Genomic DNA, 12,912 nt, shown 5'->3' on the forward strand with positions numbered 1-12,912 from the left:
CGCTGCGCGAGGAAAGCAGGTCCGGCGCCCGTCATCAGGGTCGTGCCCGTTCATGCAGTCACATGACTGATGTCCGTCTCGAGTGCGGCCGGAAGACTCGTCCACAGCGGCCGCCCGTCACATCGCCGTGAGGCGGCCCGACGAGCATCAACGAGAGACAAGGCGAGCAGGGCAGTGACAACGGCAAGTGACGAGATCTTCTTCCCCGCGAGGGCCGGCGCCCAAGACTGCGACGTGTCGCACGCGGCCGTCGCGACGGGTGGGTCCCTGTGGGCCCTCGCGGCTCTCCAGTACGCGGTGACGCACGTCGTCGCGGCGTCCGCGTGGACCTTCCCCGGGTACGACTGGCTTGACAACAACACGAGCAACCTCGCGAACACGCAGTGCGGGTTCTTCACGGTGCCGAACGCCTCCCCGACCTACGTGTGCTCCCCGTTGCACGACGTGGTGAACGCGTCGTTCGTGCTCACAGGCGTACTGGTGATCGTCGGGGCGCTCCTGCTCTGGAGGTTCTGGCCGGCGGGATGGCTCACCGACACGGCCATGGTCCTCTGGATCCTCCTGGGGTTCGGCAAGATCCTCGTCGGCTTCGCCCCGGAGAACACGAACATCGGTCTGCACCTGATGGGCTCGCTGAACGTCCCGCTCGGCAGCTTCGCCGTCCTACTGCTCAGCCTGCTGGTCAGCCGGAGCGACCGGTGGCTCGGCCTGGCCGGGATGGTGCTGGGGCTACTGGGGCTGGTGGGCACCGTGCTCTCGACCGTCGGTGAGTACGCCGGACCTGCCCTCTACCTCGGTCTCGGCCCCGGCGGCATGGACCGGGTCGCCGCGTACCCGGCCATCCTGTGGCTGATCGCGGCGGGCACCGCCACGGCCGTCCGGGCCGTCCGCGCCGGCCGGGACACCTCCGGCAGCGCTGCGGGCCGACTCCCGCTGCGGCTCTGAACGCCGTGGCTCCTGTGATGGATCTCGTCAGGACACGGTGGCGGCACCTCCCGGACCAGCCGACGACCAGCCAGCCGCAGGCGCTTCGCACAGCAGCCGGGCCTCGGTCTGGCCGGCCTGTTGCTCGTCGTCCCGGTGGCCGCTGGACGAAGGCGACCGCCCAGGACCGGGTCGGACACGTCGCCCTCAACAGCATCGGCATCTCCGTGGTGCTGCACGTCGGGATCGCGCGGCGCCGGCCGTTCGGCACCACCGACGACGGGTCACAGACCGCCGAGAGGAAGGAAGCACCATGACTGCACCGAGGACAGCTGACCGGGTGGCGATCGTGACGGGTGGGTCACGTGGCATCGGCAGGCAGACGGCGGCGCGCCTGGCCGACGACGGGTTCGCCGTGGTCGTGAACTACGCATCGAACAAGGTCGAGGCCGACGCGGCCGTCGAGGACCTCGAGCGGGCAGGCGCCCGAACCATCGCGTTCCAGGCCGACGTGGCCGACGAGGTGGCTGTGGCGAGCATGTTCGACCAGGCGGAGTCGACCTTCGGAGGGGTCGACGTCGTGGTGCACGCCGCGGGCATCATGCCGCTGGCCCCACTGGTGGACCTGGACCTGGACGTGCTGGACCGGGTGCTGCGAACCAACGTCCGTGGCACGTTCGTGGTGGACCAGCAGGCGGCCAGGCGGCTGCGGCCCGGCGGCGCGATCATCAACTTCTCGAGCTCGCTCACCCGGTTCTCCCGGCCCGGGTACACGGCATACGGCGCGAGCAAGGGCGCGGTCGAGGCCATCACCCTCATCCTGGCCCGGGAGCTGCGAGGACGCGACATCACGGTGAACACCGTGGCGCCGGGTCCGACGGCGACAGCGCTGTTCCTCGACGGCAAGAGCGACGAGCTGATCACCAGGATCGCCGGCGAGTCGCCGCTGGGGCGGCTGGGTCAGCCCGCCGACCTCGCCGAGATCGTCGCGTTCCTGGCCGGTCCCGGCCGGTGGATCAACGGCCAGGTGCTCTACGCCAACGGTGGCGCGATCTGACCGTCCGCAGAGGACCGGTTCCGTCCACGCAAGCCGCCAGGCACGACACGTCGAACAGCGCCGCTAGAACTCGTGTGCCTGGTCGTAGCCGAGGTCGCCGTCCGGGTCGAGCTCCGCACCGGAGGCACGAAGACCGCGGATCGGCAGGACCGTGCGGGCGGCGGGGATGTGGACCGTGGTCCGCACCTCGTGGAGCAGGTCGTAGCCGTAATCACCGGAGTACTCGTGATCGCCCGACATCGTCGTCTCCCTTGCCGCCGTACCCACCGCTTATCACTCTCCGTGATGGAGGTGCTCCTCACGGTGCGAAGAGATCATCACCCGAACAGACGGCCGGGGCAAGAGTGATGAACCCGGCGGACGCCGATGATCCACAGTGTGGTATGGCACTTATGCGACATACCGGCGCCTGCGGTGACCCGCCCCTGTCGGGCGAGGCCCCGGGACCCCCATGTGGCGAGTGGTAGAGATGAGTGCGTGGATCTGGAACTCACTGGAAAGCGCGCCGTGGTGACGGGCGGCAGTCGTGGTATCGGGCTGGCGGTGGCCGACCAGCTCGCCGCGGAAGGGGCCGCCGTCACGCTGGTGGCCCGGGACAAGGACGCGCTCGAACAGGCTGCCGCGCGGGTCGAGCGGCACGGCACCACCGTGCTGGCGCGCCCGACCGACACGCGCGACGACGCAGCGGTCCGGGCCATGGTGGCGGACGTCGTCGGCACGCTGGGCGGGGTCGACATCCTGGTGAACGCCGCGGCGGAGCCGGCCGGTGGCCCCGTACCGCCGCTGGCGGACCTGCCCGACGACGCGCTGCGGGCGGAGATCGAGACGAAGGTGCTCGGCTACCTGCGCTGCGCCCGAGCGGTCGCGCCGCACATGACCGCTGCCGGCTGGGGCCGCATCATCAACGTCAGCGGGCTCGCCGCCCGTCAGACCGGCTCGATCGTGGGCTCCATCCGCAACGTGGCGGTGGCCGCGATGACGAAGAACCTCGCCGACGAGCTCGGACCGCGCGGGATCACGGTCACCGCCGTCCACCCGGGGATGACCGTGACCGAGCGCGTTCCGCAGCTCTTCGCGGGTATGGCCGAGCGCGCCGGCAGCACCGAGCAGGACGTCGCCGCGCGCTTCGCCGCCGCCACGAGCATCGGCCGGTTGATCACCGCCGAGGAGGTGGCTGACGTCGTGACGTTCCTCGCCTCCCCCCGCAGCGTCGCGATCAGCGGCGACGCCATCGCCGTCGGCGGCGGCAGCCGCGGCAGCATCCACTACTGACGCCCAGCCGCGGGGTCTTCTGGAAGGGCAGGCCTCCTAGAAGGGCACCGTGATGCAGGCCGCGCGGTCCCCCGCCGTTCCCGCCTTGCCGGGCTCGGTGGAGGTCGGCATGGTGTGGATGACAACGGACCCGGCCCGGCGGTCGGCCGGGAACTCCCAGTCGACCGTCGAGGTGGCCCGGCCCGCGCCCTGGGCGTCGGTGGTCAGGTCGAGCCAGATCTCGTTCTGGGCGTTGGCGTAGGCCGGGTCGACGCTGGGGGTGACCGGGTCCGGCGTGAGCTGGAAGTGCGGTCCGGCGTCCGCTCCCGTGGCACCGCAGGCGTTCGTGTGCGCGTGCGCGCCGTACCGCCGGTTCGGCTGGAGCCCGGTGACGTCCAACGTGACCGAGGTACTGCCGCTGTCCTCGGTCGTGTTGACGGCGGCGCTCGCGCCGACCGGGACGAGCGCCTGGTCGTAGGTCACGGCGAGGCCGGGAGGGGCGGAGAACGTCCCGCTCGCCTGTCCCACGCCCGCGGGCTCACCGGCGGCCGGAGCCGCGGGCGGAGCGGGGTTGGTGCCACTCACGCACGCGGTGAGCGGGACGCACAGCAGGCACGCGATGAGGAGTCGTCTCGGGCGCATGCCGTGCAGGATGGCTGATTTCCGCCCGTTGCGGCAGGCCCGGACCGGGGGACGAGTTCGACCCGTATGTGGGGCGTGTCCCTGCCACCTACCGTCTCTGTCATGGCTGCGACACCGAGAGTGGCGATCATCGGCGGCGGGATCGGCGGGTTGACCCTCGCTCTCGCGCTGCAGGAACGAGGACTGACCGCGGACGTGTACGAGCAGGCACCCCGGCTCGCCGAGATCGGTGCGGCCGTGGCGCTGTCGGCGAACGCGACGCGCGAGCTCGCGCGGATCGGGCTGGGCGACGGGCTCGCCGCGGCGTCGACCACACCGACGGAACTGATCCATCGGCGCTGGCGGGACGGCACGAAGGTCGCCACGCACCCCGTCGGTGCCGGGTCCTGGTACCGGCACCGCTTCCACGCCCCCTTCTACGGCATCCACCGGGCGCGCCTGCAGGAGGTGCTCTCCCGTGCCCTCGGCCCGGGGACGGTGCACCTGGGCTGCCGGCTCGCCGAGCTCGGCGAGCGGCCCGACGGGATGGTGCTCGGGTTCGCCGACGGGCGCGTCGAGCACGCGGACCTCGTGGTCGGTGCCGACGGGATCCGCTCGACCGTCCGGCGGTGGGTGGCGGGCGCCGCCCACGAGATCTACTCCGGCACCAGCGGCTTTCGCGGGATCGTGCCGGTCGACCGGCTCCCGGCCCTCCCGGATCCGGGAGCCATCCAGTTCTGGATGGGTCCCGGCGCCCACCTGCTCCACTACGCGATCGGCGCGTCCGGCGAGCTCGTGAACTTCCTCGCGGTCGTCGAGGGGCCGTCGACGTGGACCGGATCGGACGGCTGGACGGCCGAGGTGGCCGGGGACGTCCCGCTGCGGGCGTTCGAGGGGTGGCACCCGGCCGTCACCTCGATGATCGGAGCGGTCACGCACTCCGTCCGGTGGGGGTTGTTCGCCGTGGCACCGCTGCGGCGGTGGTACCGCGGCCGGGCCGTCCTGCTCGGCGACGCCGCGCACGCGATGCTCCCCCATCAGGGCCAGGGAGCGAACACGACCGTGGAGGACGCCGTCGCGCTCGCCGCCCTCATCGCGCGGGAGAGGGCGGCCACCGACCTGACCGCTGCCCTCGCGGCGTACCAGACCCTGCGCCGCGCCCGGACCCGTCGCATCCAGCGCAGCTCCTGGACGGCCAACGCCCTGCTGCACCTGCCCGACGGCCCGGCGGCCGACGACCGCGACCGGGCACTGGCCCGCCTCCCTCAGGACCTCGCCTGGATCCACGGGTACGACGTCCACGCCGCACTGCGCCGCGGGCCGGCGCAGCCGCTCGCTACAGCTGGGCCCGTTGTCCCGGCTCCTCGCTCGCCGGGGGCCGTTGCCGCCGGTCCGGCGGAAGCGGGGTGTTGCCGAGGATGAGGTCCGCCGCCTTCGCCGCGATCACCATGGTGGGCGCGTGGGTCGCGCTGCTGGAACCACCGATCAGCTTGCCGCGGGGATGCGGAAGTAGTCGACGAGCGCCATTCCTCTCGGGGTGAGCACCCCCGGTCGGCGTCGTTCCATCGCTTTGCCGACGTCAAGAATGTCCGGTCGGTTACATAAATCCGTTCTGCCCAGATCAGGCAGCGCGGCTTGCCAGTAACCGGCACAGTTCCGACCAGCTACCCGCGTTCCTGTCCCGCTCGCTGACGCACCCGACGGCAGTGGGCCAGCGGATGCCGAGGTCGGCGTCCGCGTAGTGCACGGCAAGATCCTCTGCCGGTTCGTGCTCCCGGTCGATCCGGTAGCAGACGTCGGCCACCTCGGTCAGCGCCTGGAAGCCGTGCAGGAACCCGGGCGGGATGTACAGGTGGACCAGGTCCTGGTCATCGAGTCGCGTGGCCATCCAGCGTCCGAAGGTGGCCGACTCCGGCCGGGCGTCCACGACGATGTCGTGGACCGCGCCGAACGAGCAGCGCACCAACTTCGCCTCGCCGGCGCCACCCCGCCCGTGCAGACCGCGCACGACTCCGCGGTAGGAACGGGACTGGGAGTCCTGCACGAACGCCTCCGGCCGCAGCCCCGCCGCGTCGGCGACACCGACGTCGAACGTGCGGGCGAAGAACCCTCGAGAATCCCGATGAGGGGTCGGTTCGAGGACCAAAACGCCCTCCAGATCCGTACTGCGCACCATCATGAGCAATCCCCGTGAAAGGGATTTTCCGCAGTTGTTGTGAAGCTGCTGTCAATGTGACGAAGCCGAGGCGGGGAGCCAAAGAGAAATAATAATGACCGAGACATGAACTCATTCTAAGGAACGAACGCTGAAGCGACACTGAGAACACACGATCAGGGCACAGCTCTCTCGACGTCAGCGCAGTCACTGCAGGTGTGGACCGCAGCCGATGATCACGCGGCGGCCACCCGGAGCGCCGGGCCTGCTGGCACAGCGCGATCGGGCGGCGGAGTTCCCCCACTCGTCGGTTGCGCGGCTGCGGCTCCGGCGAGTTGGGTAACCCCTGTCGCAGGAGGGGGTGGTTGCGATGAAGCCGTTCGTCGTGAACCGACATGGACGGATCGTTTTCCCGGCAAACGTGCTCGGGGCGCTCGACTTCTCAGTGATCGACACCATCGACCAGTTCCGGGCAGTGATCGGGCGCGACTTCGAGGCCAAGGCCCCGACCGGCACCGACATCCTGTCCCACATCGCCTCCGGCGAGTACCGGAACCGCTTTGCCCTGCTGCGAGAGCTGGGCCAGAACCTGTACTGGGTCAACCGCTACACGCTGCCGATGTTCGAGAAGCGGCCGACCCGCTGGCGTGACGTGCCGCGGCACCGCCCTGATCTCTTCCTGCCCCTGCTCACACCGTGGGAGGACGCCGACCGGAAGATCTCGGCCGTCGAGAGCGCCTACACCGCGCTGCCGGCCGCCTGGAACGCCGACGCCGAGGACCGCGTCTTCGCGCTGCTCTTCGACGTCTTCCGGCACAAACGCCACCACGCCACCGAACTGCCGCCGATCCCGCCGACCGTGGCCGAGATGCTCGCCCAGCCGGAGGCACTGACCCTCGTCCTGCCCCGCCACGACCCCGACTACCGGATGTTCACCTCCGACGAGATCCTCGACGCGGACGAGGACGTGCCCGAGCTCGAGGCGCTCCTGCGATGGTCGATGGTGCTGCACAACCAGTACCCGTGGGAACGCTCCGACGGGGAGCTGCGCCCGATGAGCACGATCGGTGACGACGACTTCGTGATCCTCTACCACCCGCGGGACCGCGAGGTGCTGGCGTTCATCGACAGGGTGAGGGCCGCCGGGTCCGATACCGCACCGGCCGCGGCCCGGCAGGCGACCGTTCCGGCGTTCGACGCCCGCCCGCCTGTGCGGCCGTACCCACCCCTCCGGGTGCGGGAGGCGTTCACCGTGATGCCGAAGATCGAGGCGCTCTCCGTCGTCCGTGGCGAGCACATCTGCAGCAACGACGACGTCATCCGCAACTCCAGCTTCTCCTGGTCGCCGATGAGTGCCGCGGAGATCAGCGCGAAGACCGGCATCGACCAGCGCCGCTACTCCGCCCGCCCGCTCGAGCAGCTCGCGCTCGACGCGTCGCTGGCAGCACTCGCCCATGCCGGGCGCGCGCCGGAGGAGATCGGCGCGGTGCTCGTGGCCACCTGCACCAGCGACCGCCTGATCCCGTCCACGGCCTGCTGGCTCTCGGGCGAGCTCGGGATGTTGCAGACGCACGCGTCGGTCGACCTGGTGGCGGCGTGCGCCGGGTTGCCCTACGGGCTCTCGGAGGCGGTGCGGCTGCTGCAGGAGGTGCGCCGCCCGGTCCTGCTCGTGTGCGTCGAGAAGTTCTCCGACAAGATCGGCAGCGTCCGGACGTCCCGCATGATCTTCGGTGACGGCGCCGCGGCCATTGTCGTGGCACCGGCCGAGCCGGGTGCGGCAGGCGACGTGCAGGTGCTCCAGACCTACGCCGGCGGCCCGGGCAGCGAGGTGAACTCGATCGTCTGGCCCAACCCCGAGTTCGACAACGACATCACCGTCTACGGGCCGGAGGTGAAGTCGCTGGTGCGGCGCTACCTCGCGCAGATGATCTCCGAGCTCGAGGAGCAGACCGACCCGGGCGCCCCCGACAGGTCGCTGCTGGACAGCATCGAGCTGATCGTGCCCCACCAGGCCAACAAGACGATGATCGTCGACCTCGCCGGCAAGGCCGGGCTCAAGGAGGAACAGCTCTACTTCAACATCGCCACCATGGGCAACGTCTCCGCGGCGAGCATCCCCATCGCGCTGCACGACGCCGTCACCGACGGGGTCATCACCGGTCCGACCCGCGTCTTCGCGCCCGGCTTCGGCGCCGGCGCCGTCGGCGGGTACGCGGTGCTCACGGTGGATCCGGCGATCATCGCGCCGGAGGCGGGCCCCGACGGGGACGAGACAGCGGCCGCCCTGCGGACATCGGTCTCCACCACGAGCGAGGACGTCCGCGTCGCCTTCGGCGACTGAGCACGGCACGGCATCTCAGCACGGCGCGGCGTCGGGGCCACGGCACGGGCCCGGCGAGGACGACTGGAGGACGGCCCGGAGCCGGCAGGCCACGGGGCGGGTGCACGTCGACGAGGAGGGACGCGACATGACCGACCAGAAGGTGGCCATCGTGACCGGGGGTGCGCGGGGTATCGGCGCAGCCATCACCACATCACTCGCCCGCTCGGGTGTGCACGTCGCAGCCGGGTACAGCAGCAACAACCAGGCGGCCGAGGAGTTGGCCGAGAAGCTCAGGGCCGACGGCTGCTCGGTGTCGGTGCACCAGGGCAACGTCGGTTCACCCGAGGACTGCCAGCGGGTGGTCGACGAGGTGCTGGCCGACCGCGGCCGCGTCGACCACCTCGTCAACAACGCAGGTATCACCGTCGACAAGACGATGCGGAAGATGTCGGTGGACGACTGGCACGCGGTGCTCCGGATCAACCTGTCGGGCGCTTTCTACATGTCCAAAGCCGTGCTCGACCACATGCTCGAACGCGGATCGGGACGCATCGTCAACATCAGCTCGGTGATCGGGCAGACGGGCAACATCGGCCAGGTCAACTACGCGGCCTCGAAATCCGGCCTCTTCGGGATGACGCAGAGCCTCGCGCGCGAGGTGGCCCGCAAGGGAATCACCGTGAACTGCGTGGCACCCGGCTACATCGAGACCGAGATGGTGGCCTCGGTACCCGAGAAGGCACTCGAGAAGATCATCACAGGAATTCCCGTGGGACGGCTCGGACAGGCGCACGAGATCGCCCGCGCGGTGCAGTTCCTCGTGGAGGACGAGGCCGGCTACATCACCGGTTCCGTGGTCTCGGTCAACGGCGGAATGGACATGTAGTCCGGTGCGCGCCCTGGTTCGTTGCGGCGGGCCGGGGCCCCGTCCGGTCACTCTCCGCCGACGATGGACCGATTGAGCGTCCGGCTTCGCTGAAATGGTGGTAGACCGCCCTCGGAAAGGAGCGGATCGGCGGCTGCCCCCGCGCCTGTGCGGCGGAAGAGTTGCCTCATGTCGATGCTCAAGGTGTTCGCCGGCTTCATCCCCTGGATCGTCTTCAGCCTCGTCGCGACCCGGGCGGGGACGGGAGCGGTCGCCACGGCCGGGTTCCTGGCGTTCCTCGTGGCGGCGGTGTTCATCGTCCGGTCCGTCTGGCGCGGCCAGTCGCCGAAGCTGCTCGAGGTGACGGGAGCCATCGCCTTCGCCGGGATCGCCGTCGCGTCCCTCCTCGACCCGCGGGCGGACGCCTTCCTGGCCGCCTACGGTCGCTCGATCGCCACCTGGACGCTGGCCGTCGTGATCTTCGTGATGCTGCCGATCATGCCGTTCACCGAGCAGTACGCCCGGGAGAGCGTGCCGAAGGAGTTCTGGCACACCGCGCGGTTCCGGTCGGTCAACCGGCGCATCAGCGCGGCGTGGGGCGTCGCGATCGCCTCGACGGGGGTGGGCCACCTGGTGGCCTCGCTGCTGCGCGGCGCGGAGCCGGGCACCACGGTGCCGTCCCGGCCGCTCGACCTCGCGTTCAACTGGGTCCTCCCGATCGCGCTGATCTGGTGGGCGGTGCGCTACACCAACCGGCTCAGCAAGGGCCGGGACGACACCGCCAGCCCGGATACCGGCCGTCCCGCGGAGCGGCCGTCCGGGCGGCCCGCGTGACCCTGCGCGGCCCCGTCGCCCCATCCCTCGCGGGTGATGGCATCTCCGCGGGCGCCGATGAGGCTGCCGGAGCCCGTCGCGGGTACCGCGAACCCGACCGGAAGGACCGACCATGACGACCTCGCAGTCCGTCCGTCCCGCCGCCACCGGCTCCCGCGCGCTCACCACCGGGTTCTTCGGCGATCCCGACTTCGACTTCGAGACCCGGCTGGCGCTCGGCGCCACGGCATACGGCGTCGGTGACCCGGGCAGCGTGCTCGCCACCGTCGCCGGCATCGCCGACGGCGACCGGCCGGGCTGGTTCACGGCGTGGTCGCAGCGGGGCGACCGGTTCTCCGCACTCGGTGATGCCGGTGCCGCCGACGATGCACCCGGGGCGATGTGGGCGTACCTCGCAGCCTCGGCCGCCTACTCCCAGGCGCTCGGGGCGGTGGACGGCCTGCCGCGGGACCGGACCGACGCGGTCATGCTCCCGACGTTCCGCAGTTCCCGCCGCGCGTGGGACGCGATGATCGACGCATCGGGCGGCCGGTTCGTCCGGGTCGCGATCCCCTACGACGGCGACACCCTGCCGGGCTACCTCTTGCGCCCCGACGCCACCGGCGCGGCCAGACCCACCTTCGTCATGACCAACGGCAGCGACGGCCCACTGAGCAGTCTGTGGTCGAACGGGGCGGCGGAGGCTCTCGCGCGCGGCTGGAACGCCTTCGTCTACGACGGGCCAGGGCAGCAGTCCCTGCTGTTCGAGCGCGGCGTGCCGTTCCGGCCGGACTGGGAGGCCGTGCTCACGCCGGTGGTCGACACGCTGGTCGACCGAGCCGACGTCGACGCGTCCGCTCTGACCGCATACGGCATCAGTCAGGCCGGCTACTGGCTCCCCCGGGCGCTGGCGTTCGAGCACCGGTTCGTCGCCGCCGTCGCCGATCCCGGGGTCGTCGACGTCGCGACCTCGTGGCTGGACCACATGCCGCCGGAGATGATCGCCCTGCTCGACGACGGCCGGAAGGACACGTTCAACGGGTACATGGCCGAGTTCGCCGGCAGCGACCCCGACATGGACCGAACGTTCGCGTTCCGCGCCCGCCCCTACGGCATCGACGATCCGTTCGACCTGTTCACGACCGTGCGCACCTATCAGCTCCGCGACGTCGCCGCGCAGATCCGCACGCCCCTGCTGATCACCGACCCCGAGGACGAGCAGTTCTGGCCCGGCCAGTCCGAGCAGCTCGCGGCCCTGCTCACGGCTCCGCACGAGATCGCGTCCTTCGGGGTGGCCGACGGGGCGAACTTCCACTGCCAGCCCCTCGCACCCCGCCAGACCGCACATCGGATGTTCGGCTGGCTGTCCGGGCACCTGGCCGCCCGCGGAGCGGGCTGAGGATCGGCACCTCCATCGCGTCAGCTCGTGAGCTGCCGGAGGAACCAGTGCGTCACGACCTCGTCGACCGCCCTCGCCGTGGGCAGCTGTGGAGCCGGCTCCAGGCCCGGTTCGTGCGCCAGCGGGTGCGCCAGGTCCGGCACGGTGATCAGCTCGATCTCGTCCGGGTGCGCATAGTGCTCGCGTAGTGCATCGACCAGGGCGGCCGCGTCCGCGCGCAGTTCCGGGTGGTCGCGCTCCCCGCTGACCAGCAGTAGCGGCGGTTGTGCCGGGAACTCTGCGGCACGGGCGACGAAGTCCAGTTCGGCGGCCGCCTGGCGGGACTCCGCGGTCCACCGGTACGGCCGCCCGGCGAGGCCCTTCACAAGCCCGACGGCGGACCGTATCCGCACTGCCGGGTTGACCAGCGCGACCGCCGTGATCGGAATGTCACACGCGGTCAGCACCTGCAGCGCCACGGCTCCTCCGAGCGAGGCACCGAGGACGCAGACCGGCTCGTCGTCGACCGGAAGCTGATCGCGCAGCGCCGTGAGCGCGGCCGGGAACTCGTCGGCGGCCTGACGGGTGAACGGGGCCAGAAAAGCCATCAACGCGTCCTCGCGGGCGAGTTCGATGACGGCATCGACGCGGCCGTCGACCATCCGCGCGCCACACATCGGCATGGCCAGGTGCACCCGCCAGGCAGGCACCCCGGCCATCGGCAGTGCGGCCGCGAACGCCGCGTCCGTGTGCGGCGCATCCAGCATGTGCCACGTCACGATCAACGGCGCGGGACCGTCGATGGCCCCGGCCGGTGGGAGCGCCGTGAACGGCACCCCTGCCGCAGTGCCGGTGATCGTCTCCATGTCTCCCCCTCGGTCCGCGGCTTGCCACCGTAGACACCTCAACGGGAGCCGCGAACCTTCTTCCGCCAACGGCGAAACCGTCCCCGGGCCTAGAAGGGTGGCGGCTCGTGATCGGTGTTCTTGTGGGTGCGGGGTTCGGTGAGTGGTGGTGGGTCGACGCGGTAGGTGTGGCCGCTGGGTGTGGTCCAGAGGATCGATCCGTCGGGGTACTGGCTGACGCTCCAGCCCGGCATGGCTTTGAGTCGGTGGTGGGGCCGGCATTTCGGTCCGAGGTTGGCCACCGATGTCGGGCCTTGGTCGGTGGTGGGGTCGAAGGGCATGTTGTGGTCGAGGTCGCAGCGGTCGGCGGGCACCCGGCAGCCGGGGGCTTGGCAGTACTGGTGGCGCGCGGTGACGTGGTCGGTCAGATGTGGTGGGGGCCGGTAGCGGGTGGTGCCGTAGTCGAGCAGGGCGCCGGTGAGCGGGTCGGTGACCAGGCGGCGCCAGACGCTGTCGGGGTCGGCGGCCAGTTCGCGGGCGGTCTCGGCGGGGATGGGGCCGTAGCCGGCGAGCTCTCCGGGTTCCTCGGAGGTGCCGCGGAGGGTGTCGAGGGGGACGGTGACCCGGATCTGGATCGACACCGTGTTGGTGACGGTGGGGACCCCGGCCTGGGGTGCGAC

The 12,912-nt window shown here is 70.9% G+C and carries 13 protein-coding genes; 8 read left to right on the top strand and 5 right to left on the bottom strand.

Annotation, left to right across the window (positions count from 1 at the left end):
• The first annotated feature begins 174 nt into the window (after positions 1 to 174).
• Both AC5L35_RS26315 and AC5L35_RS26320 read left to right on the top strand, forming a co-directional pair.
• Positions 175 to 945: a DUF998 domain-containing protein gene (locus AC5L35_RS26315; RefSeq protein WP_495062376.1), complete on the top strand. Its 771-nt coding sequence runs from the start codon at positions 175 to 177 to the stop codon at positions 943 to 945.
• A 292-nt stretch (positions 946 to 1,237) separates the two neighbouring features.
• Positions 1,238 to 1,981, top strand: a complete 744-nt coding sequence (locus tag AC5L35_RS26320; RefSeq protein ID WP_495062377.1) for an SDR family oxidoreductase — start codon at positions 1,238 to 1,240, stop codon at positions 1,979 to 1,981.
• A 63-nt stretch (positions 1,982 to 2,044) separates the two neighbouring features.
• On the opposite strand, the gene AC5L35_RS26325 is transcribed toward AC5L35_RS26320, so the two are convergent.
• Positions 2,045 to 2,221, bottom strand: a complete 177-nt coding sequence (locus tag AC5L35_RS26325) for a hypothetical protein (protein ID WP_495062378.1) — start codon at positions 2,219 to 2,221, stop codon at positions 2,045 to 2,047.
• Between the two features lie 237 nt (positions 2,222 to 2,458).
• Between AC5L35_RS26325 and AC5L35_RS26330 the strand changes: the two genes are divergently transcribed.
• Positions 2,459 to 3,253, top strand: a complete 795-nt coding sequence (locus tag AC5L35_RS26330) for an SDR family NAD(P)-dependent oxidoreductase (RefSeq protein ID WP_495062379.1) — start codon at positions 2,459 to 2,461, stop codon at positions 3,251 to 3,253.
• 36 nt (positions 3,254 to 3,289) lie between these two features.
• Here AC5L35_RS26330 and AC5L35_RS26335 read toward each other — a convergent pair whose 3' ends face one another.
• Complete coding sequence (locus tag AC5L35_RS26335) at positions 3,290 to 3,874, bottom strand: superoxide dismutase family protein (RefSeq protein ID WP_495062380.1); 585 nt, start codon at positions 3,872 to 3,874, stop codon at positions 3,290 to 3,292.
• 102 nt (positions 3,875 to 3,976) lie between these two features.
• Here AC5L35_RS26335 and AC5L35_RS26340 point away from each other — a divergent pair, with 102 nt between their 5' ends.
• Positions 3,977 to 5,275 (top strand): FAD-dependent monooxygenase, encoded by a 1,299-nt coding sequence (locus AC5L35_RS26340; protein ID WP_495062381.1) that lies wholly within the window; start codon positions 3,977 to 3,979, stop codon positions 5,273 to 5,275.
• A gap of 199 nt (positions 5,276 to 5,474) precedes the next feature.
• Here the strand turns inward: AC5L35_RS26340 and rfbC are convergent, their stop codons facing one another.
• Entirely contained in the window at positions 5,475 to 6,032 is a 558-nt protein-coding gene (gene rfbC / locus AC5L35_RS26345) for a dTDP-4-dehydrorhamnose 3,5-epimerase (RefSeq protein ID WP_495062382.1), read from the bottom strand.
• A 346-nt stretch (positions 6,033 to 6,378) separates the two neighbouring features.
• On the opposite strand from rfbC, the gene AC5L35_RS26350 reads away from it, so the two are divergent.
• From AC5L35_RS26350 to AC5L35_RS26365, 4 genes are all read left to right on the top strand, one after another.
• Positions 6,379 to 8,349 (top strand): 3-oxoacyl-[acyl-carrier-protein] synthase III C-terminal domain-containing protein, encoded by a 1,971-nt coding sequence (locus tag AC5L35_RS26350; RefSeq protein ID WP_495062383.1) that lies wholly within the window; start codon positions 6,379 to 6,381, stop codon positions 8,347 to 8,349.
• A 127-nt stretch (positions 8,350 to 8,476) separates the two neighbouring features.
• Positions 8,477 to 9,217, top strand: coding sequence for a beta-ketoacyl-ACP reductase (locus AC5L35_RS26355; RefSeq protein WP_495062384.1), 741 nt, complete (start codon positions 8,477 to 8,479; stop codon positions 9,215 to 9,217).
• A 168-nt stretch (positions 9,218 to 9,385) separates the two neighbouring features.
• Positions 9,386 to 10,030, top strand: a complete 645-nt coding sequence (locus AC5L35_RS26360) for a hypothetical protein (protein WP_495062385.1) — start codon at positions 9,386 to 9,388, stop codon at positions 10,028 to 10,030.
• A gap of 112 nt (positions 10,031 to 10,142) precedes the next feature.
• The gene (locus AC5L35_RS26365) at positions 10,143 to 11,408 is read left to right on the top strand and encodes an alpha/beta hydrolase family protein (RefSeq protein ID WP_495062386.1); all 1,266 of its coding nucleotides are present in this window, start codon (positions 10,143 to 10,145) and stop codon (positions 11,406 to 11,408) included.
• A 20-nt stretch (positions 11,409 to 11,428) separates the two neighbouring features.
• Here AC5L35_RS26365 and AC5L35_RS26370 read toward each other — a convergent pair whose 3' ends face one another.
• Positions 11,429 to 12,253 carry an alpha/beta hydrolase family protein gene (locus AC5L35_RS26370; RefSeq protein ID WP_495062387.1) on the bottom strand — a complete coding sequence of 275 codons (825 nt, stop codon included), beginning with the start codon at positions 12,251 to 12,253 and terminating at the stop codon, positions 11,429 to 11,431.
• An 89-nt stretch (positions 12,254 to 12,342) separates the two neighbouring features.
• Positions 12,343 to 12,912, bottom strand: a 570-nt coding sequence (locus AC5L35_RS26375) for an HNH endonuclease signature motif containing protein (protein WP_495062388.1), incomplete at its 5' end; no start/stop codon positions are given.

The organism is Pseudonocardia sp. OZ21 (assembly GCF_059359135.1).